Here is a 22,425-nt window from a genome sequence, read left to right on the forward strand (position 1 = left end):
CCATAAAAATCCGTTTTAGACTAATTTCCACTTCGGCCAGTCAAGTGGAAGTTACCCACTTCTGAAATTGTCACATCGGAGAAAGAAAAATTTTGCAAAATCCTTGGAAAACCTGTAGAATAGTAAAGATGAACGAATAGGAGGTTCCTTGTGTCAAAAAAGGAAATCAATATTAACAATTATAATGATGACGCCATTCAGGTGCTAGAAGGGTTGGATGCGGTCCGTAAACGTCCAGGGATGTATATCGGATCGACCGATGGTGCTGGCCTCCACCACCTGGTCTGGGAAATCGTCGATAATGCTGTCGATGAGGCCTTGTCTGGATTTGGTGACCGTATTGATGTGACTATCAATAAAGATGGCAGTTTGACTGTGCAAGACCATGGTCGTGGGATGCCGACGGGGATGCACGCTATGGGAATTCCAACCGTTGAGGTTATCTTTACCATTCTTCACGCCGGAGGAAAGTTCGGTCAAGGAGGATATAAAACTTCTGGTGGTCTCCACGGGGTTGGATCTTCCGTTGTAAACGCCCTATCAAGCTGGTTGGAAGTTGAAATTACCCGTGATGGTGCAGTTTACAAGCAACGTTTTGAAAATGGTGGCAAACCTGTTACGACTTTGAAGAAAATCGGTACAGCGCCTAAGTCTAAGACAGGTACCAAGGTTACGTTTATGCCTGATTCGACTATCTTTTCTACGACAGACTTCAAGTACAATACCATTTCAGAACGTCTCAATGAGTCAGCTTTTCTCTTAAAAAATGTGACCTTGTCCTTGATGGACAAGCGAACAGATGAGTCTGTTGAGTTTCACTATGAAAATGGGGTACAAGACTTTGTTTCTTATCTGAACGAAGATAAGGAAACCTTGACGCCAGTTCTATACTTTGAAGGGGAAGACAATGGTTTCCAAGTGGAAGTTGCGCTTCAGTATAATGACGGATTTTCAGATAACATCTTGTCCTTTGTTAATAATGTTCGTACCAAGGACGGTGGAACACATGAGACTGGACTTAAGTCTGCCATTACCAAGGTCATGAATGACTATGCGCGTAAGACGGGGCTTCTCAAGGAAAAAGATAAAAACCTTGAAGGGTCAGACTATCGTGAGGGGCTAGCGGCTGTCCTCTCTATTCTAGTCCCTGAAGAACATCTTCAGTTTGAAGGTCAGACCAAGGACAAACTAGGAAGCCCTCTTGCTCGTCCCGTTGTGGATGGAATTGTGGCGGATAAGTTGACCTTCTTCCTTATGGAAAATGGGGAGCTAGCTTCTAACCTCATCCGCAAGGCTATCAAGGCTCGTGATGCTCGTGAAGCAGCACGTAAGGCGCGTGATGAGAGCCGAAATGGGAAGAAAAATAAGAAAGATAAGGGCTTGTTGTCGGGTAAATTGACTCCTGCTCAGTCTAAGAATCCTGCAAAAAATGAACTCTATCTAGTTGAGGGGGACTCTGCTGGCGGTTCTGCTAAACAAGGCCGTGACCGTAAGTTTCAGGCTATCTTGCCCCTTCGTGGTAAGGTTATCAATACAGCTAAAGCCAAGATGGCGGATATTCTCAAAAATGAGGAAATCAACACTATGATTTATACCATCGGTGCGGGTGTCGGAGCAGACTTCTCCCTTGAAGATGCAAACTATGACAAGATTATTATCATGACCGATGCGGACACCGATGGTGCCCATATCCAGACCTTGCTCTTGACATTTTTCTATCGCTACATGCGTCCGTTAGTTGAGGCAGGTCATGTCTATATCGCCCTTCCGCCTCTTTACAAGATGTCCAAAGGCAAAGGCAAGAAAGAAGAAGTGGCCTATGCTTGGACGGACGGAGAACTAGAAGAACTTCGCAAGCAGTTTGGTAAAGGTGCTACACTTCAACGTTATAAAGGTCTCGGTGAGATGAATGCGGACCAGCTCTGGGAAACAACTATGAATCCAGAAACCCGTACCCTCATCCGTGTTACTATCGAAGATCTGGCTCGTGCCGAACGACGTGTTAATGTCCTTATGGGGGATAAGGTTGAGCCACGCCGTAAGTGGATTGAAGACAATGTCAAGTTTACGCTGGAAGAAGCGACAGTGTTTTAAGTTAGTTTTTAATGAATGGGTATCAACATGAGAGCTGAAACAGAAATGCTAGATCTGATTTTACAGACTGCTGAAACCTTACAAGTCGCGGCTGTCGCCATGTCTGGTTCACGGACAAACCCAAAGGCTCTAAAAGATGAATTTCAAGACTATGACGTGGTCTATGTCGTGGACGATTTAGATAATCTGACGAGTGATCTTTCTTGGTTGGGCCAATTTGGTAAACGTATTATTGAGCAAGAGGTTAGGTTGGGACATCGCCGTCTATTTCTCATGCTCTTTGAAGATGGAAATAGAATTGATCTAACCCTCTGTCCAAAACAACAAATTCAAGAGTGGGTGGATAGTGAGGCTGATTGTACAGTTTTGAAAGATGATAAAGGTTTGTTTGAATCTTATCCGCCTAGTCCGAAGCGCTACTGGACAAATCCAGCTAGTGCGATAGAGTTTGAAAAAACCTGCAATGAATTTTGGTGGGTGTCAGCCTACGTGGTCAAGGGGATATGCCGTAAGCAAGTCAGTTATGCAACGGATCATCTCTATGGTATTTGCCAACAAGAACTCTTGAAAATCTTAGCTTGGCAAGTAGCAAGTGATAGAGGTGCTGTCGACATTGGTAAAAATTACAAGTATCTCTTCAACTACTTGCCAATTGAGAAGGAGAAGGAATTCTCAAATCTGCTTGATTTATCAAGTTTAGACAAAATCACTCAGTCTTTATTTGCTACTATACAACTTTTCCATCAAGAAGCTCAAATCCTTGCTCAAAAGATGGGCTTTGAATACGGTAGGGAAGTAGCTGAGAAGATGATGAGATATGCTGAGGTAAAACTTCCTAATCACTAAATAAAGAACACAAATTAAAACTTTTAAACTACAGAAAGGATAGTTTGGTTACTAGAGGTAACTGAACACGGGACTAATTTTTATTAGGAAAAAAGTCAAATCGTCTTGACTTCATCGAGCCCTACATCGATTTTCTACAGACATTTTTGGCAAGCCAAATCGTCCCTTTATATCTTAACTGAACACCTTTTCTGTAAAAACCTACTCTACATTCTTTGAAAGGAGTTGAACACGCCCTCAATGCTGGGTGAAAAAGATAAATTCTCTTGCGAACATCGCTCGCTTTAAGAATTTTCTATTTTCACTTGATATTTTACGGGCTCTGTATCCTATATGTCTAACATTCAAAATATGTCCCTGGAGGACATCATGGGAGAGCGTTTTGGTCGCTACTCCAAATACATTATTCAAGACCGGGCTTTGCCAGATATTCGTGATGGGCTCAAGCCGGTTCAGCGTCGCATTCTTTATTCGATGAATAAGGATGGTAATACCTTTGACAAGAGCTACCGTAAGTCGGCCAAGTCTGTCGGTAACATCATGGGGAATTTCCACCCACACGGAGACAGCTCCATCTATGATGCCATGGTTCGTATGTCTCAGGACTGGAAAAACCGTGAGATTCTAGTTGAAATGCACGGTAATAACGGTTCTATGGATGGAGATCCGCCTGCGGCTATGCGTTATACCGAGGCACGTTTGTCTGAGATTGCTGGTTACCTTCTTCAAGATATCGAGAAAAAGACAGTTCCCTTTGCTTGGAACTTTGACGATACGGAGAAAGAACCAACTGTCTTACCAGCAGCCTTTCCAAACCTCTTGGTAAATGGATCTACTGGGATTTCGGCTGGATATGCGACAGATATTCCACCGCATAATTTGGCTGAAGTTATTGATGCTGCGGTTTACATGATTGACCATCCAACGGCCAAAGTTGAAAAACTCATGGAATTCTTGCCTGGGCCAGATTTTCCGACAGGAGGAATTATTCAGGGACGTGATGAAATCAAGAAGGCCTATGAAACTGGGAAAGGGCGCGTGGTCGTTCGTTCCAAGACTGAGATTGAAAAGCTAAAAGGTGGTAAGGAACAAATCGTTATCACTGAGATTCCTTATGAAATCAATAAGGCCAATCTGGTCAAAAAAATCGATGATGTTCGTGTCAATAACAAGGTGGCAGGTATTGCTGAGGTTCGTGATGAGTCTGACCGTGACGGTCTTCGTATCGCTATCGAACTCAAGAAAGACGCTAATACCGAGCTTGTTCTAAACTATCTATTTAAGTACACTGATCTACAAATCAATTACAACTTTAATATGGTGGCGATTGACAATTTCACGCCTCGTCAGGTTGGGATTGTCCCAATCTTGTCTAGCTATATCGCCCACCGTCGTGAAGTGATTTTGGCCCGTTCACGCTTTGACAAGGAAAAGGCTGAGAAACGTCTCCATATCGTCGAAGGTTTGATTCGTGTAATTTCGATTTTGGACGAAGTCATTGCGCTTATCCGTGCTTCTGAGAACAAGTCTGACGCCAAGGAAAACCTCAAGGTCAGCTATGATTTTACAGAAGAGCAGGCTGAGGCTATCGTAACCTTGCAACTTTACCGCTTGACCAATACAGACGTGGTTGTCTTGCAGGAAGAAGAAGCAGAACTTCGTGAAAAGATTGCCATGCTTGCGGCGATTATCGGTGATGAACGGACTATGTACAATCTTATGAAGAAAGAACTTCGTGAGGTCAAGAAGAAATTTGCAACTCCGCGTTTGAGTTCTTTAGAAGACACTGCGAAAGCAATCGAGATTGATACAGCTAGTTTGATTGCTGAGGAGGATACCTATGTCAGCGTGACCAAGGCAGGTTACATCAAGCGTACCAGCCCACGTTCCTTTGCAGCTTCCACCTTGGAAGAAATTGGCAAACGTGATGACGATCGTTTGATCTTTGTACAAGCTGTCAAGACAACCCAGCACCTCTTGATGTTCACCACCCTTGGAAATGTCATTTATCGACCAATCCATGAATTGGCAGATATTCGCTGGAAGGATATCGGCGAGCATCTGAGCCAGACCATTACAAACTTTGAAACGAATGAAGAAATCCTTTATGTGGAAGTGGTGGATCAGTTTGACGATGCGACAACCTACTTTGCTGCAACTCGTCTTGGTCAAATCAAACGCGTAGAACGCAAAGAATTCTCTCCGTGGCGGACCTATAAATCTAAGTCTGTTAAGTATGCTAAGCTCAAAGACGAGACAGACCAGATTGTAGCAGTGGCTCCGATTAAACTGGATGATGTTCTCTTGATTAGCCAAAACGGTTATGCTCTGCGTTTCAATATCGAAGAGGTTCCGGTTGTCGGTGCCAAGGCTGCAGGTGTCAAGGCTATGAACCTGAAAGAAGATGATGTCCTCCAATCCGCCTTTATCTGTAACACCCCGTCCTTCTACCTCTTGACTCAGCGTGGAAGTTTAAAACGTGTTTCTATTGAGGAAATTCCAGCAACCAGTCGTGCTAAACGAGGACTACAAGTCTTGCGTGAGTTGAAAAACAAACCGCATCGTGTCTTCTTGGCTGGTGCAGTTGCAGAGCAAGGCTTCGTTGGTGACCTCTTTAGTACAGAAGTGGAAGAGAACGACCAAACTCTGCTTGTCCAATCCAACAAAGGAACAATCTATGAAAGCCGATTGCAAGACTTGAACTTGTCAGAACGGACTAGTAACGGAAGCTTCATTTCTGATGAAGAAGTTTTTGACGCTTATCTTCAGGAAGCTTATACCGAATTTGAATCTAAGAAATGATAAAAACAATGAAAAGCTTTTCACTGAGAAATTTGACAATCTATAGATTTTAAGAGTTAAATCTGATTATATATACAAAAACGAACAGTGCTGATTCCCAACTGATAGGGACGTAAGCTTGGTCGTTTTTTTGTTTTTATTGGTATAGATCACTCGGTTTTTGAATGTTGAGATATTAATGTGTCAGTGACTATATAAGTTGACCTAATAAAAAATAATAGCTTTTTAAGAAAACAATTGAATCTATAATATTTTTATGCTATACTCTTGTTGTTTTAAAAAAGCGCGCTTAAGAAATAACTATCTTAAATATATTAAAGGAGTTTTGTATGTCTCAAAACAAACAAGATAAAGGCTTTCGTTTTTCTATTCGTAAACCTAGTGTTGGAGTATGTGGTGTTGCCATTGCAACATTTTTACTAGGTTCTGGACTGATTTTTCAAACAAATGTAGTAAAAGCGACAGAGTCAAGTGTGGCTGCAGTTTCTGGTGAAAACATTGCTGCTCACAAACCTGCAAGTCAGAGTTCAATTGCTTATGGAGGAGAAGCGTCTAGAGCGGTTGACGGCAATCGTGATAACGCATGGAGCCACCGTTCCGTTACCCATACAGATTTTCAAGATCATTCTTGGTGGAAAGTTGATTTAGAGAAAGAAGAATCAGTAGGAACTGTTCGTATCTACAATCGTGGAGATGGGAATGTAGCAAAGCGTTTATCTAATTTTGATGTTATTTTGTTAGATAAAGCTGGAAATGAAGTAACTCGTCAACACATCGATAGTTTAAATAATCAGCCAATGATTGATGTTCAATTTTCTGGATTTAATGCGCAATATGTTAAAATTGAACTAAATAACACCAAAACTCCTCTTAGTTTGGCAGAAGTCGAAGTGTATCGCTCTGCAAAAGAAAAAGCAGCGACTAACACTAAACTAGAAAGTAAAGCAAAAACAGATTTTACTGCTGAACTCAATCACTATTTGTTTGATTTGAATTATGATAAAACAGATATTTTAACTAGACGGGGTGAGGCGATAGAAAATTACACCAATACAAGCGCAAAGCAACAAGGAAATGAGTTTGTGGTTGTAGAGAAAATGAAGAAGAGTCTTTCCAATGGTTCTTCTGATGTTGCCATTAATAGCAATGGGGATATTTACCTAGGTGCTTTGTTTAAAGTAAATCAAGACCTTCTAGAAAATAAACCACAGCAAATTAGTTTAGATCGTAGCAAAGGTAGAATTAGTGTTGATTTACCAGGAATGGTAGGCGGAGATAGCTATGTAGATGCTAATCCAACTGTAAGTGGTATGCAGGAAGGTGTGAATACCTTGTTAAATCGTTGGCATGAAAAGTATGCTGCGAAAAACGCTACTCCAGCACGTATGCAGTATGAATCAACTTCTGCTTATAGCATGAATCAATTGAAAGCAAAATTTGGAAGTGATTTTGAAAAAGTAGGAGCGAACTTAAAATTTGATTTTGAAGCTGTGAACAAGGGTGAGAAACAAATTGAGGTCGTCGATTTTAAACAAATTTACTATACTGCTAACTTTGATGCTCCAAAAAATCCATCAGACGTATTTGCCTCAGGAGTAACAGTTGATCAATTGAAAGCACGTGGAATTGATGAAAAAACACCTCCTGTATACGTGTCAAGTGTTTCATATGGACGTCAAATGTATGTCAAATTTGAAACAACAAGCAAGAGTACAGAGTTGAAAGCAGCTATCGATGCTGTAATTAAGGGAGTACCGATTAAAGCCGAATCTGAATGGGCGCGTGTCTTGAAGGATACCAAGGTAACAGTATCAATCGTAGGTGGAAATGCTGATAGGGCTGGACGTGTTGTGACAGGTACAGTAGAAGATTTGAAGAGTTTGATTCAAGAAGGAGCTACTTTTAGTACACAAAATCCTGCTGTTCCAATTTCTTATAAGACTGCATTCTTGAAAGATAATCAAGTGGCCACAATTCAAAGCAATACAGACTACATTGAAACGAAAGTCACTTCATACAAAAATGGTTTCCTCAATTTACATCATAAGGGAGCCTATATCGCTCGTTACTATGTTTACTGGGATGAAGTAACTTATGACAAGGATGGCATCGAAAGCATTCGCTCACGTCAATGGGAAGATAATGGTAAAAGTAGAACAGCTGGTTTCCAAACTGAAATTCAATTTAGAGGAAATGTGCGCAATATACGTGTGAAGATTCAAGAAAAAACAGGTCTTGTTTGGGAACCATGGCGTACAGTATATAATCGTAGTGATTTGCCTCTTGTTCAAAAACGTACCATTGTTAACTCAGGTACAACAATCAGACCAAAATACGATGAAAAAATTGAAAATAACTAATTTTTCACTTGTAAAAGGAATCAGTTCTAAGAGCTGGTTCTTTTTATTGAAGAAATTTTCTGAAAATTACAAAATATACTTGCTATTTTAGAAAAATAGTGTAGAATAAAAGAAATAGGTTTTTAGAATAAGGAGTGGAATATGACAGTAACGATTGATTGGGAAAACCTTGGTTTTTCCTATATGAAATTACCTTATCGCTATATTGCTCATTTTAAAAATGGACAATGGAATCAAGGAGAGCTTACAGAGGATGCAACCTTGCATATTTCAGAGTCTTCTCCAAGTCTTCACTATGGACAACAAGCATTTGAAGGTTTGAAAGCTTATCGTACTAAGGATGGTAGTGTTCAACTGTTCCGTCCTGATGAAAATGCTAAACGCCTGCAACGGACATGTGACCGTCTCTTGATGCCACAAGTTCCGACAGACATGTTTGTAGAAGCTTGTAAGGCAGTTGTTCGTGCCAATGAAGAATATGTACCTCCATATGGAACAGGTGGAACCCTATATCTTCGCCCTCTTTTGATTGGTGTCGGAGATATTATTGGGGTAAAACCGGCAGAAGAGTACATTTTCACCATTTTTGCTATGCCAGTTGGAAATTACTTTAAAGGTGGTTTGGTCCCAACCAACTTCTTGATTCAGGATGAATATGACCGTGCTGCTCCAAATGGTACAGGTGCGGCTAAGGTTGGTGGAAACTATGCTGCCAGTCTCTTGCCAGGAAAAATGGCCAAGTCACGTCATTTTTCAGATGTTATTTACCTAGATCCATCAACACATACAAAGATTGAAGAAGTCGGTTCAGCTAACTTCTTTGGAATTACAGCTGATAATGAATTTGTAACACCATTGAGTCCATCTATCTTGCCATCTATTACCAAGTATTCCTTGCTTTATTTGGCAGAACATCGCTTGGGCTTAACTCCTATTGAGGGAGATGTCCCAATTGATAACCTTGATCGTTTTGTAGAGGCAGGTGCTTGTGGTACAGCGGCAGTGATTTCCCCGATTGGTGGAATTCAGCACGGCGATGATTTCCATGTATTCTATAGTGAAACAGAAGTAGGCCCTGTGACTCGAAAACTCTATGATGAATTGACAGGAATTCAGTTTGGCGATATTGAAGCGCCAGAAGGTTGGATTGTAAAAGTAGATTAAAATAAATTAAAGGAGATTTTTTATGAAATCGAAAAAGTGGTTCTTAACAGCAGGAGTAGTCCTGAGTACAACAGCTCTTTTAGTAGCTTGTGGAAAAGCTGATAAAGAAGCAGATGCACCGACAACATTTTCATATGTTTATGCAGTAGATCCAGCATCTTTGGATTACAGTATAGCGACTCGGACATCGACGACAGACGTTATTGGAAATGTTATTGATGGTTTGATGGAAAATGATAAATACGGCAATGTTGTTCCTTCCTTGGCTGAAGATTGGTCTGTGTCAAAAGATGGTTTGACTTATACTTATAAACTTCGCAAAGGAGTGAAATGGTACACTTCTGAGGGTGAAGAATATGCAGAAGTAACAGCCCATGACTTTGTGACAGGACTTAAACACGTGGCTGACGGTAAATCAGACGGTGTCTCTCTCATCCAAAATTCAATCAAGGGATTAGATGCCTACATGACTGGTGAAACCAATGATTTCTCTACAGTTGGTGTCAAGGCCTTGGACGATTATACAGTTGAATATACCCTAAACAAACCAGAAAGTTTTTGGAATTCTAAAGTTACAACAGCGACGATGTTGCCTGTAAATGAAGAGTTTTTGAAGGCATCAGGTAAAGATTATGGAGCAGTTACTCCAGCAGGGATTCTCTATAATGGTCCTTATTTCTTGAAGACTTTGACTTCTAAATCGTTGATCGAATACGAGAAAAATCCAAATTACTGGGATAAAGAAAATGTAAAAATCGAGAAGATCAAATTAACATACTACGATGGTTCAGATCAGGAATCGTTGATTCGTAGTTTCTCTTCAGGTGCTTATACGACAGCCCGTCTCTTCCCAAGTAGCTCAAACTTTGCTTCAACTTTGGAACAATACGGAGATAAAATCACTTATAGCCCACAGGACTCAAGTAGCTATTACTTCACCTTTAACGTAAATCGTCAGTCATATAATAAAACTGCGAAAACAAGTGAAGAGCAAAAGACTTCTACTAAAGAAGCTATGCTCAATAAGGACTTCCGTCAGGCTATCAACTTTGCCTTCAACCGCCATTCTTATGCTGCCCAGCTAAATGGTGAAGACGGGGCGGACAAGATTATTCGTAACAGCCTTGTTCCTGACAACTTTGTGCAAGCAGGTGGTAAGAACTTTGGCCAAATCGCCCAAGCAGAGTTGGTGAACTATGGTGACCAATGGAAAGGCGTTGAGCTAGTTGACGGTAAGGATTCTATATACAATCCTGACAAGGCTAAAGCTGCGTTCGAAAAAGCTAAGAAAGACTTGGAATCTAAAGGGGTAACTTTCCCAATTCACTTGGATGTCCCAGTTGAACAAACAGATACCATCGCCGTTCAACAAAGTAACTCTTTCAAACAGTCAATCGAATCAACTCTTGGTGCTGAAAATGTTGTCATCGATGTTCTTCAAATGACAGATAATGAAAAGGAAACAATCACTTCACAAGCGCGTGTTCCTTCTCAAAAAGACTATGATTTGAACAGTACAGGATGGGCTCCAAGCTACCAAGACCCAGCATCTTATTTAACTATCATGGATCCTAAATCAGGTTCTGCTATGAAACACCTTGGCATTACTAAAGGAAAAGACAAAGAAGTTGTGGCTAAACTTGGTTTGGACCAGTATAAGAAATTATTGGATGATGCCGATTCAGAAACTACGAATCTTGAAGAGCGCTATGAAAAATATGCCAAGGCTCAAGCTTGGTTGACAGATAGTTCATTATTGATGCCAACAGCCTCATCTGGTGGTTCTCCAGTTGTAAGTAATGTAGTGCCATTCTCAAAACCATACTCACAAGTTGGTATTAAGGGTGACCCATATATCTTTAAGGGAATGAAGTTGCAAAAAGATATTGTTACAACAAAAGAATATGAAGAAGCACTGAAAAAATGGCAAAAAGAAAAATTGGAATCAAACGGTAAGTACCAAAAAGAACTAGAAAAACACATTAAATAACGCAGAAAACTCTATATCAGACACGGAATGATATAGAGTTTTTTCTTGCTAGTTTTGGGATTTTCTTGTAAAATAGAAAAAGTGAAGAGAGGTATGAAATGAGTAAGAAAGATAAGAAAATCGAAATTCAAGTAGCAGATGCCAAAGTTAATGTAGGAAAAGACAGTTTTGAAGGTTATACCTTGACCATTGGTAAAAAAGTTATCGGAGAAATTGCCGAATTAGATGGACAGTTTGCTGTTATAAAGAATGGGAATGTCGATAGTTTTTATAAAAATTTGGAAAAAGCTGTGGAAATTTTGATTGAAAATTATAATTTAGCAAAATAAGTCTTGTTTTTTTGAAATTTTCATGATATAATAGTCCATGTTGATTATAGGAGAGATAGCGAAGAGGCTAAACGCGGCGGACTGTAAATCCGCTCCTTCGGGTTCGGGGGTTCGAATCCCTCTCTCTCCATTTCATCAATGGGGTATAGCCAAGCGGTAAGGCAAGGGACTTTGACTCCCTCATGCGTTGGTTCGAATCCAGCTACCCCAGTTCTTAGGTAATAATCAAGATAAAAAGCAAAATATCTTAGGGTATTTTATTTTTATAATTGAAAGACGTTAATGATATGAACATGTCCTTGCGGGTGCTTAGGAAAAAAATTATAAGTATGTCAAGTTTAAGAAAAACTTGATTGTTGGAGGATTTTTTAGATGAACGAATTTGAAGATTTGCTAAATAGCGTTAGCCAAGTTGAGACTGGTGATGTTGTTAGTGCTGAAGTATTGACAGTTGATGCGACTCAAGCTAACGTTGCAATCTCTGGAACTGGTGTTGAAGGTGTCTTGACTCTTCGCGAATTGACAAACGATCGCGATGCAGATATCAATGACTTTGTTAAAGTAGGAGAAGTATTGGATGTTCTTGTACTTCGTCAAGTAGTTGGTAAAGATACTGATACAGTTACATACCTTGTATCTAAAAAACGCCTTGAAGCTCGCAAAGCATGGGACAAACTTGTTGGTCGCGAAGAAGAAGTTGTTACTGTTAAAGGAACTCGTGCCGTTAAAGGTGGACTTTCAGTAGAATTTGAAGGTGTTCGTGGATTCATCCCAGCTTCAATGTTGGATACTCGTTTCGTACGTAACACTGAGCGTTTTGTAGGTCAAGAATTTGATGCTAAAATCAAAGAAGTTGACGCTAAAGAAAACCGCTTCATCCTTTCACGTCGTGAAGTTGTTGAAGCAGCTACTGTAGCAGCTCGCGCTGAAGTATTCGGTAAATTGGCTGTTGGTGATGTTGTAACTGGTAAAGTTGCACGTATCACAAGCTTCGGTGCTTTCATCGACCTTGGTGGTGTTGACGGATTGGTTCACTTGACTGAATTGTCACATGAACGTAACGTTTCACCAAAATCAGTTGTAACTGTTGGTGAAGAAATCGAAGTGAAAATCCTTGATCTTAACGAAGAAGAAGGACGTGTATCACTTTCACTTAAAGCAACAACACCTGGACCATGGGATGGCGTTGAGCAAAAATTGGCTAAAGGTGATGTAGTGGAAGGAACAGTTAAACGTTTGACTGACTTCGGTGCATTTGTTGAAGTATTGCCAGGTATTGATGGACTTGTTCACGTATCACAAATTTCACACAAACGTATTGAAAATCCAAAAGAAGCTCTTAAAGTTGGTCAAGAAGTTAAAGTTAAAGTTCTTGAAGTTAACGCAGATGCAGAGCGCGTATCACTTTCTATCAAAGCTCTTGAAGAGCGTCCAGCTCAAGAAGAAGGACAAAAAGAAGAAAAACGTGCTGCTCGTCCACGTCGTCCAAAACGTCAAGAAAAACGTGATTTCGAACTTCCAGAAACACAAACAGGATTCTCAATGGCTGACTTGTTCGGTGATATCGAACTTTAATCAAATTGAAAATTCACAAAATCCTTTGTTTACTTAACAAGGGATTTTTCTTTTGTCTGTAAGCCTTTTTTGATATAATAGTCCTATGTTAGAATCAGAAAAACAATCGCGTTATCAAATGTTAAATGAAGAGCTCTCTTTTTTATTGGAAGGTGAAACCAATGTTTTGGCTAATCTTTCCAACGCCAGTGCTCTTTTAAAATCACGTTTTCCTAATACCGTATTTTCAGGCTTTTATTTGTTCGATGGAGAGGAATTGATTTTAGGTCCCTTCCAAGGTGGTGTTTCCTGCATCCGTATTGCACTGGGCAAGGGTGTTTGTGGTGAAGCTGCTGAGTTTCAGGAAACAGTTCTGGTTGGTGATGTAAGTACCTATCCCAACTATATTTCTTGTGATAGTCGGGCTAAAAGTGAAATTGTTGTTCCGATGGTTAAGAATGGTCAATTACTTGGAGTTCTGGATCTTGATTCTTCAGAGATTGATGATTATGATGCTATGGATCGAGATTATTTGGAACAATTTGTCGCTATTTTGCTTGAAAAGACAGAATGGGACTTTACAATGTTTGGGGAGAAAGCCTAATGTATCAAGCACTTTATCGAAAATATAGAAGTCAAAACTTCTCCCAGTTGGTTGGACAGGAAGTTGTGGCTAAGACTCTTAAACAAGCAGTAGAGCAAGAGAAAATAAGTCACGCTTATCTTTTTTCTGGTCCTCGTGGAACGGGAAAAACCAGTGTAGCCAAGATTTTTGCCAAAGCTATGAACTGTCCAAATCAAGTGGGTGGTGAACCGTGTAATAACTGCTATATTTGTCAAGCAGTGACAGATGGTAGTTTAGAAGATGTCATTGAAATGGATGCAGCCTCTAATAATGGGGTAGATGAAATCCGTGAAATTCGTGATAAATCTACCTATGCGCCTAGTCTTGCCCGTTATAAGGTCTATATCATAGACGAGGTTCACATGCTGTCTACAGGGGCTTTTAATGCCCTTCTAAAGACGCTGGAAGAGCCAACACAGAATGTGGTCTTTATTTTGGCCACTACTGAATTGCACAAGATTCCTGTCACTATTCTATCCCGTGTGCAACGTTTTGAGTTTAAATCAATTAAAACACAGGATATTAAGGAACATATCCACTATATCTTAGAAAAAGAAAATATCAGTTCTGAACCAGAGGCTGTGGAAATTATCGCAAGACGGGCTGAAGGTGGGATGCGGGATGCCTTGTCTATTTTGGATCAAGCCCTGAGTTTGACACAGGGAAATGAATTGACGACTGCTATCTCTGAAGAAATTACAGGGACTATTAGTCTATCAGCCTTGGATGATTATGTGGTTGCCTTGTCTCAACAGGATGTTCCCAAGGCTTTGTCTTGCTTGAATCTTCTTTTTGACAATGGTAAAAGCATGACTCGTTTTGTGACCGACCTTTTGCACTATTTAAGAGATTTATTAATTGTTCAAACAGGGGGAGAAAACACTCACCATAGTTCAGTCTTTGTAGAGAATTTGGCACTTCCTCAAGAAAATCTGTTTGAAATGATTCGTTTGGCGACAGTGAGTTTAGCAGATATTAAGTCTAGTTTACAGCCAAAGATTTATGCTGAGATGATGACCATCCGTTTGGCGGAGATTAAGCCTGAACCAGCTCTTTCAGGGGCAGTTGAACATGAAATTTCTGCATTGAGACAGGAAGTTGCGCGTCTTAAACAAGAACTCGCAAATGTGGGAACTGCACCCAAGCCAACAAGCCCAGTAACTCCCCGCCCAGCAGCAGGCAAGACCGTCTATCGTGTAGATCGCAATAAAGTTCAATCGATCCTACAAGAGGCCGTTGAAAATCCTGATTTAGCACGTCAAAATCTGATTCGTTTGCAGAATGCCTGGGGAGAGGTGATTGAAAGTCTAGGGGGCCCTGATAAGGCTCTGCTAGTTGGTTCTCAACCGGTTGCGGCCAATGAACACCATGCTATTCTTGCTTTTGAGTCTAACTTCAATGCTGGTCAAACCATGAAACGAGACAATCTCAACACCATGTTTGGCAATATCCTCAGTCAGGCAGCAGGTTTTTCACCTGAGATTTTAGCCATTTCCATGGAGGAATGGAAAGAAGTTCGCGCAGCCTTTTCAGCCAAAGCCAAATCTTCTCAAACTGAAAAAGAAGAAGAAAGCCTGATTCCAGAAGGATTTGAATTTTTGGCTGATAAAGTGAAGGTAGAGGAAGACTAAAGAAAGATTTCATGATACAATAAGTTTATGAATAGACAACAATTTATTATTATGGCGCTGTTTACAGCTGCTGAGACCTATTTTTTCAATGAAGCCTGGATGACTGGTCGCTATATTATGGCAGCCTTTTGGGCCATTTTGCTCTTTAGAAATTTTCGAGTTAGTTACTTGATGGGCAAGATTGTAGATGTCATTGACCAACATTTAAAAGGAAAAGACTAGTCCTCAGCTTCTAGACAAAATCAAAGCCTTTTAGGCTTTTTTTTGTTATACTATAAAAGTATATTTATTGACCTTTTACCGTATTTTCTAGGGAAATTAATACTCAATGAAAATCAAAGAGCAAACTAGGAAGCTAGCCGCAAGCTGTACTTGAGTACGGTAAGGCGACGCTGACGTGGTTTGAATTTGATTTTCGAAGAGTATAAGTATGTTTCTAGTAAGTACTGTAAAGGTCTTGAAAAAGAAAGGAACTATCATGTCAGTATTAGAGATCAAAGATCTTCACGTTGAGATTGAAGGAAAAGAAATTTTAAAAGGGGTTAATCTGACCCTGAAAACAGGAGAAATCGCCGCTATCATGGGACCAAATGGTACAGGTAAATCGACTCTTTCTGCCGCTATCATGGGAAATCCAAACTATGAAGTTACCGAAGGTGAAGTCTTGTTTGATGGCGTAAACATCCTTGAGTTAGAAGTGGACGAGCGTGCGCGTATGGGACTTTTCCTTGCTATGCAATACCCATCAGAAATTCCTGGAATTACCAATGCTGAGTTTCTTCGTGCAGCCATGAATGCTGGTAAAGAAGACGATGAGAAGATTTCAGTTCGTGAGTTTATCACTAAATTGGATGAGAAGATGGAATTGCTCAACATGAAAGAAGAAATGGCTGAGCGTTACCTCAACGAAGGTTTCTCTGGTGGTGAGAAAAAACGTAATGAAATTCTTCAACTCTTGATGTTGGAACCAACTTTCGCCCTTTTGGACGAGATTGACTCAGGTCTTGATATTGATGCTCTTAAAGTCGTATCGAAAGGTGTGAATGCCATGCGTGGTGAAGGTTTTGGTGCTATGATTATCACTCACTACCAACGTCTTTTGAACTACATCACACCTGATGTGGTACACGTCATGATGGAAGGTCGTGTTGTCCTTTCTGGTGGTCCAGAATTGGCTGCACGTTTGGAACGTGAAGGATACGCAAAACTAGCTGAAGAACTTGGCTACGACTACAAGGAAGAATTGTAATTCCCTCGTATCTTTTAGGAGAAGTAAATGACTAAAGAAAATATTAAACTTTTTTCAGAAATGCACGCTGAACCAAGTTGGTTGGCTGATCTCCGTCAAAAAGCTTTTGACAAGATTGAGACTTTGGAATTACCAGTTATTGAGCGTGTCAAATTCCACCGTTGGAATCTGGGTGATGGAACGATTACAGAAAATGAGCCATCAGCAAATGTTCCAGATTTCACAGCTCTAGATAATCACTTGAAATTGGTTCAAGTAGGAACTCAGACTGTTTTTGAGCAAATTCCAGTTGAGTTGGCTGAACAGGGTGTTGTCTTTACAGACTTCCACTCAGCTTTAGAAGAAATTCCAGAGCTGATTGAAGAATTCTTCATGTCATCTGTTAAGTATGACGATGATAAGTTGGCAGCCTACCATACAGCTTATTTCAACAGTGGTGCTGTTCTCTATATTCCTGATAACGTGGAAATTGCTGAACCAATCGAAGGAATTTTCTACCAAGACAGCGATAGCGATGTGCCGTTTAACAAGCATATTATGATTATCGCTGGTAAAAATTCTAAGATTAGTTATCTGGAGCGTTTAGAGTCACGCGGTGAAGGAAGTGCCAAAGCAACTGCTAATATCACAGTAGAAGTAATTGCGCGTTCTGGTGCTCAAGTGAAGTTTGCGGCTATCGACCGTCTAGGTGAAAACGTCACTGCCTACATTAGCCGTCGTGGTAAATTAGGCAACAATGCAAGCATTGACTGGGCGATTGGTGTTATGAACGAAGGAAACGTCGTTGCTGACTTTGATAGCGACTTGATTGGTAACGGTAGCCATGCTGATCTTAAAGTCGTAGCTCTTTCAAGTGGCCGTCAGGTACAAGGGATTGATACCCGAGTAACTAACTATGGTTGCAACTCAATCGGAAATATCCTCCAACATGGGGTTATTCTTGAAAAAGCAACTTTGACCTTCAATGGTATTGGCCACATTATCAAGGGTGCCAAGGGAGCGGATGCGCAACAAGAGAGTCGTGTTCTCATGCTTTCAGATCAAGCGCGTTCAGATGCCAATCCAATTCTTTTGATTGATGAAAATGACGTAACTGCAGGACACGCGGCTTCTATCGGACAGGTGGATCCAGAAGATATGTACTATCTCATGAGCCGTGGCTTGGACAAGGCAACTGCTGAGCGTTTGGTTGTTCGTGGTTTCCTTGGATCTGTTATCGTTGATATTCCAGTCAAGGAAGTTCGTGATGAAATGATTGCAACGATTGAAGAAAAATTGTCAAAACGCTAAGGGGAAGCCTATGTTAGATGTAGAAGCGATTCGCAAGGATTTTCCAATTTTAGACCAGATTGTCAATGATGAACCATTGGTTTATTTGGACAATGCTGCGACGACACAAAAACCACTAGCAGTTATGGAGACGATTAACCGCTACTATGAGCAGGACAATGCCAATGTTCACCGTGGGGTTCATACTTTGGCAGAGCGTGCGACAGCATCCTATGAAGCTGCTCGTGAAACCATTCGTAAGTTTATCAATGCAGGCTCAACAAAGGAAGTACTCTTTACCAGAGGAACGACAACCAGTCTTAACTGGGTGGCGCGCTTTGCTGAGGAAATCCTGACTGAGGGAGACCAGGTCTTGATTTCTATCATGGAACACCATTCCAATATTATTCCTTGGCAGGAAGCCTGTCGCAAGACTGGAGCAGAGCTGGTCTATGTTTATCTCAAGGACGGTGCCTTGGATATGGATGACTTGCGAGCTAAATTGACGGACAATGTCAAGTTTGTTTCGCTAGCTCATGCCTCTAATGTTCTTGGAGTGGTCAATCCAATTAAGGAAATTACTCAAATGGCCCACCAAGTTGGAGCAATCATGGTGGTAGATGGTGCTCAATCTACACCCCATATGAAGATTGATGTTCAGGACTTGGATGTGGACTTCTTCGCCTTTTCAGGTCACAAGATGGCGGGTCCAACTGGTATTGGTGTCCTTTACGGCAAAGAGAAGTATCTGGAACAAATGTCACCAGTTGAATTTGGCGGTGAGATGATTGATTTCGTCTATGAGCAATCTGCTAGTTGGAAAGAATTGCCTTGGAAATTTGAGGCTGGAACGCCAAATATGGCAGGTGCTATTGGACTTGCAGCAGCAGTGGATTATCTGGAAAAAATTGGCATGGATGCCATTGAAGCTCATGAACAAGAATTGATCGCATACGTCTATCCAAAACTGGAGGCGATTGAAGGATTGACCATTTATGGTTCGCAGGACTTGGCTCAACGCTCAGGTGTCATTGCCTTTAACTTAGGGGATCTTCATCCCCATGACCTAGCTACAGCACTTGATTATGAAGGAGTGGCTGTTCGAGCAGGTCACCACTGTGCGCAACCCTTGCTCCAGTATTTGGATGTTCCAGCAACAGCTCGTGCAAGTTTTTATATCTACAATACCAAGGCAGATTGCGACAAGCTAGTCGATGCCTTACAAAAGACAAAGGAGTTTTTCAATGGCACTTTCTAAACTAGATAGCCTTTATATGGCAGTGGTAGCGGACCATTCGAAAAATCCACATCACCAAGGAAAGTTAGAAGACGCTGAGCAAATCAGTCTCAACAATCCAACCTGTGGAGATGTCATCAATCTCTCTGTCAAGTTTGATGCAGATGATCGTTTGGAGGATATCGCTTTTCTAAACTCAGGCTGTACCATCTCAACTGCCTCTGCTAGTATGATGACAGATGCTGTTTTGGGTAAGACCAAGCAAGAAGTTTTAGAACTTGCGACCATTTTTTCTGAAATGGTTCAAGGGCAAAAAGATGAACGCCAAGACCAACTAGGTGATGCAGCCTTCTTGTCAGGTGTTGCTAAATTTCCGCAACGGATTAAGTGTGCAACTTTGGCTTGGAATGCCCTTAAGAAAACAATTGAAAATCAAGAAAAAAAGTAAGACAAGTTTCTTTTGTCTTATGAACTATTAGAAATGAAGAATGAAAGAAAGGATATTATGGCTGAAGAAAGAGTAGAACCAAAACCAATTGATCTTGGTGAATATAAATTTGGTTTCCATGACGATGTAGAGCCTGTCCTATCGACAGGAAAAGGATTGAATGAAGATGTCATTCGTGAATTATCAGCTGCTAAGGGAGAACCTGAGTGGATGCTGGAATTCCGTTTGAAATCTTATGAAACCTTCAAAAAAATGCCCATGCAAACTTGGGGAGCAGACTTGTCAGAGATTGATTTTGATGACCTGATTTATTACCAAAAACCATCTGATAAACCAGCTCGTTCATGGGACGAAGTTCCTGAAAAAATCAAAGAAACCTTTGAACGAATCGGGATTCCAGAAGCTGAGCGTGCTTATCTAGCAGGTGCTTCTGCCCAGTACGAGTCAGAAGTGGTTTACCACAACATGAAGGAAGAGTTCCAGAAATTGGGGATTATCTTTACAGATACGGATTCTGCCCTCAAGGAATACCCAGACTTGTTTAAACAATACTTTGCGAAGTTGGTACCGCCTACTGATAACAAGTTGGCAGCCCTCAACTCGGCAGTATGGTCAGGTGGAACCTTTATCTACGTACCAAAAGGGGTAAAGGTAGATATTCCGCTTCAAACTTATTTCCGTATCAACAACGAAAATACTGGTCAGTTTGAACGTACCTTGATTATCGTTGATGAGGGAGCAAGTGTCCACTACGTAGAAGGATGTACAGCGCCAACTTATTCAAGTAACAGCTTGCATGCGGCCATTGTAGAAATCTTTGCTTTGGATGGAGCTTATATGCGTTATACGACTATCCAAAACTGGTCTGATAACGTCTATAACTTGGTAACAAAGCGTGCTAAGGCTCAAAAGGATGCCACTGTTGAGTGGATTGATGGTAACTTGGGTGCAAAGACTACTATGAAATACCCATCTGTTTACCTAGATGGAGAAGGGGCGCGTGGTACCATGCTTTCTATTGCCTTTGCCAATGCTGGGCAACACCAGGATACTGGTGCTAAGATGATTCACAATGCTCCACATACAAGCTCGTCTATTGTGTCTAAATCCATCGCTAAAGGCGGAGGAAAGGTTGACTACCGTGGACAAGTGACCTTCAACAAGAACTCTAAGAAATCTGTCTCTCACATAGAGTGTGATACTATTATCATGGATGACTTGTCAGCATCAGATACTATTCCATTTAATGAAATTCACAACTCACAAGTCGCTTTGGAACACGAAGCCAAGGTTTCTAAGATTTCAGAAGAGCAACTCTATTACCTCATGAGTCGTGGATTGTCAGAATCTGAGGCAACTGAGATGATTGTTATGGGATTTGTAGAACCATTTACAAAAGAGCTTCCAATGGAATACGCCGTTGAGCTCAACCGCTTGATTAGCTATGAAATGGAAGGGTCAGTTGGGTAAAATTTGATTTTAGATTTACTAAAAATCAAGGACTTTGAAGATGAACTTGTAACAAAAAAATCGCGGTTTAAAATCGCGATTTTTTATAATTTCTCGTTGATAAATCGGATAAACTGATTCCACCAAACTTTTAAGAAGAAGGCTTTTTCAACTTTCTTTTCTGCTACCATTTCGAAACTAGGACGTTCTGTGGTAATGTAACCTTGACCAATCAAGTCCTTGTCTTCGTAAGTCAAATGGCCAACTACTGTTCCAGCTTCAAGTGGTGCTGGGATTGCTTTGGAATCAGGTGTGAATTGAATAGATTGGGAAGATTGACTCCCAACACGTTCAATTAGAGAGATATCATCTTTGGCAACGGCAGTGACCGTATCTTCTTTTCCATCTTGTACAGGGGCTTTGCTATCTTGGTAGGCATCGCCTTTTTGAACGATTTTACGAAGCGTGAATGTAGAAGAGATATAATCCATTAGTGACGATGTAGCTGTGAAGCGAGCGTAAGGATTATTGTCCTGATGGTCTGCATTCAAAACGACTGTGATAACCCTCATCCCTTTTTCGACAGTAGTACCAACAAAAGATTCACCAGCTTTGTCTGTTGTTCCTGTCTTGAGGCCATCAAAACCACCGCGATGAGCAGGCATGCCTTCTAACATGTAGTTAGTCGAAGTGATTGTCATTCCAGCAAAAGTAGAAGAAGGTTTTTTGGTGATTTCCAAGACTTGTGGGTATTTTTTGATGAGGTTACGAGCAACGATAGCAACATCATAAGCACTGAGCTTGTTTTCATCATCTTTTTTAGAGCCTGGGTAAATGTTATCCCCTAGAGTCTCATTGTTAAGACCTGTCGTATTGACAACAGTGGCATCCTGAATTCCCCATTCCAAGAGTTTAGCGCGCATCATATCGACGAAATCTTTTTCTGAGCCAGCAATTTTCTCTGCTAAGGCAATAGCAGCACTGTTAGCACTAGATACTAGTGTTGCTTCAAGTAGTTGTTCGACGGTATAATTACGAGCTTCCATAGGAACATTACTGGCTTCGGAATTTGTCGTTAATTTGTAAGGATAGTCAGAAATATCTACTGGGGTAGATAGTGTAATACTTCCGTTTTCCAAGGCTTCATAGACAAGATAAACCGTAATCAATTTTGTGATTGAAGCGATTTCGACTGGCTGAGTTGCGTCTTTCTCATAGAGAATTTTGCCAGTATTTGCCTCAACAGCAATAGCATGTTTAGCAGCAATATTAAAATCTTGAGCAGCAACAGTAGATGCTGAACCAATCACGGATAAGCTTAGTAGAGTTAAAATGATTTTTTTCATAGTAAGTTTATTCTAACATAAAGAAAAAAATA

17 protein-coding genes and 2 tRNA genes are annotated in these 22,425 nt (G+C 40.8%); 18 read left to right on the plus strand and 1 reads right to left on the minus strand.

Translation table 11 applies throughout. The features are described 5' to 3' along the window. Window positions 1–150: 150 nt before the first annotated feature. The 18 genes from parE to sufB all read left to right on the plus strand — a co-directional run bounded on the left by parE (window position 151) and on the right by sufB (window position 21,068). The gene (gene parE, locus RWM06_RS07175) at window positions 151–2,094 is read left to right on the plus strand and encodes a DNA topoisomerase IV subunit B (protein WP_313970624.1); all 1,944 of its coding nucleotides are present in this window, start codon (window positions 151–153) and stop codon (window positions 2,092–2,094) included. 27 nt (window positions 2,095–2,121) lie between these two features. Next, the gene (locus tag RWM06_RS07180; protein WP_313970625.1) at window positions 2,122–2,940 is read left to right on the plus strand and encodes an aminoglycoside 6-adenylyltransferase; all 819 of its coding nucleotides are present in this window, start codon (window positions 2,122–2,124) and stop codon (window positions 2,938–2,940) included. Window positions 2,941–3,273: 333 nt separating this feature from the next. Then, on the plus strand, window positions 3,274–5,742 hold the full coding sequence (parC, locus tag RWM06_RS07185) for a DNA topoisomerase IV subunit A (protein WP_313970626.1): 2,469 nt from the start codon (window positions 3,274–3,276) through the stop codon (window positions 5,740–5,742). 329 nt (window positions 5,743–6,071) lie between these two features. Further along, window positions 6,072–8,102 (plus strand): thiol-activated cytolysin family protein, encoded by a 2,031-nt coding sequence (locus RWM06_RS07190; RefSeq protein WP_313970627.1) that lies wholly within the window; start codon window positions 6,072–6,074, stop codon window positions 8,100–8,102. Between the two features lie 141 nt (window positions 8,103–8,243). Then, window positions 8,244–9,266 carry a branched-chain amino acid aminotransferase gene (locus RWM06_RS07195; RefSeq protein WP_313970628.1) on the plus strand — a complete coding sequence of 341 codons (1,023 nt, stop codon included), beginning with the start codon at window positions 8,244–8,246 and terminating at the stop codon, window positions 9,264–9,266. A gap of 22 nt (window positions 9,267–9,288) precedes the next feature. Then, window positions 9,289–11,256 (plus strand): peptide ABC transporter substrate-binding protein, encoded by a 1,968-nt coding sequence (locus RWM06_RS07200; protein WP_313970629.1) that lies wholly within the window; start codon window positions 9,289–9,291, stop codon window positions 11,254–11,256. Between the two features lie 98 nt (window positions 11,257–11,354). Further along, window positions 11,355–11,585, plus strand: a complete 231-nt coding sequence (locus RWM06_RS07205; protein ID WP_313970630.1) for a DUF2969 domain-containing protein — start codon at window positions 11,355–11,357, stop codon at window positions 11,583–11,585. 49 nt (window positions 11,586–11,634) lie between these two features. Further along, a tRNA-Tyr gene (locus RWM06_RS07210) sits at window positions 11,635–11,715 on the plus strand. A 9-nt stretch (window positions 11,716–11,724) separates the two neighbouring features. Then, window positions 11,725–11,796 (plus strand) — tRNA-Gln (locus RWM06_RS07215). Window positions 11,797–11,957: 161 nt separating this feature from the next. Further along, window positions 11,958–13,160, plus strand: a complete 1,203-nt coding sequence (gene rpsA, locus RWM06_RS07220) for a 30S ribosomal protein S1 (protein WP_313970631.1) — start codon at window positions 11,958–11,960, stop codon at window positions 13,158–13,160. An 85-nt stretch (window positions 13,161–13,245) separates the two neighbouring features. Beyond that, the gene (locus RWM06_RS07225) at window positions 13,246–13,743 is read left to right on the plus strand and encodes a GAF domain-containing protein (protein ID WP_313970632.1); all 498 of its coding nucleotides are present in this window, start codon (window positions 13,246–13,248) and stop codon (window positions 13,741–13,743) included. Beyond that, the gene (gene dnaX, locus RWM06_RS07230) at window positions 13,743–15,395 is read left to right on the plus strand and encodes a DNA polymerase III subunit gamma/tau (protein WP_313970633.1); all 1,653 of its coding nucleotides are present in this window, start codon (window positions 13,743–13,745) and stop codon (window positions 15,393–15,395) included. Before RWM06_RS07225 ends, dnaX begins: the two co-directional genes overlap by 1 nt. Before the next feature lie 27 nt (window positions 15,396–15,422). Then, window positions 15,423–15,617 carry a DUF3272 domain-containing protein gene (locus RWM06_RS07235; protein ID WP_313970634.1) on the plus strand — a complete coding sequence of 65 codons (195 nt, stop codon included), beginning with the start codon at window positions 15,423–15,425 and terminating at the stop codon, window positions 15,615–15,617. A 256-nt stretch (window positions 15,618–15,873) separates the two neighbouring features. After that, window positions 15,874–16,644: a Fe-S cluster assembly ATPase SufC gene (gene sufC / locus RWM06_RS07240; RefSeq protein WP_313970635.1), complete on the plus strand. Its 771-nt coding sequence runs from the start codon at window positions 15,874–15,876 to the stop codon at window positions 16,642–16,644. 27 nt (window positions 16,645–16,671) lie between these two features. Beyond that, window positions 16,672–17,934, plus strand: a complete 1,263-nt coding sequence (gene sufD / locus RWM06_RS07245; protein ID WP_313970636.1) for a Fe-S cluster assembly protein SufD — start codon at window positions 16,672–16,674, stop codon at window positions 17,932–17,934. A gap of 10 nt (window positions 17,935–17,944) precedes the next feature. Next, window positions 17,945–19,171: a cysteine desulfurase gene (locus RWM06_RS07250; protein ID WP_313970637.1), complete on the plus strand. Its 1,227-nt coding sequence runs from the start codon at window positions 17,945–17,947 to the stop codon at window positions 19,169–19,171. Continuing rightward, the gene (gene sufU, locus RWM06_RS07255; RefSeq protein ID WP_313970638.1) at window positions 19,158–19,598 is read left to right on the plus strand and encodes a Fe-S cluster assembly sulfur transfer protein SufU; all 441 of its coding nucleotides are present in this window, start codon (window positions 19,158–19,160) and stop codon (window positions 19,596–19,598) included. Before RWM06_RS07250 ends, sufU begins: the two co-directional genes overlap by 14 nt. A 57-nt stretch (window positions 19,599–19,655) precedes the next feature. Next, window positions 19,656–21,068 carry a Fe-S cluster assembly protein SufB gene (gene sufB, locus RWM06_RS07260; protein ID WP_000797054.1) on the plus strand — a complete coding sequence of 471 codons (1,413 nt, stop codon included), beginning with the start codon at window positions 19,656–19,658 and terminating at the stop codon, window positions 21,066–21,068. An 83-nt stretch (window positions 21,069–21,151) separates the two neighbouring features. On the opposite strand, the gene pbp3 is transcribed toward sufB, so the two are convergent. Further along, window positions 21,152–22,393 carry a D-alanyl-D-alanine carboxypeptidase PBP3 gene (gene pbp3, locus RWM06_RS07265; RefSeq protein ID WP_313970639.1) on the minus strand — a complete coding sequence of 414 codons (1,242 nt, stop codon included), beginning with the start codon at window positions 22,391–22,393 and terminating at the stop codon, window positions 21,152–21,154. Window positions 22,394–22,425 lie beyond the last annotated feature (32 nt).

Source organism: uncultured Streptococcus sp. (genome assembly GCF_963516575.1).
Classification (GTDB): Bacteria; Bacillota; Bacilli; order Lactobacillales; family Streptococcaceae; genus Streptococcus.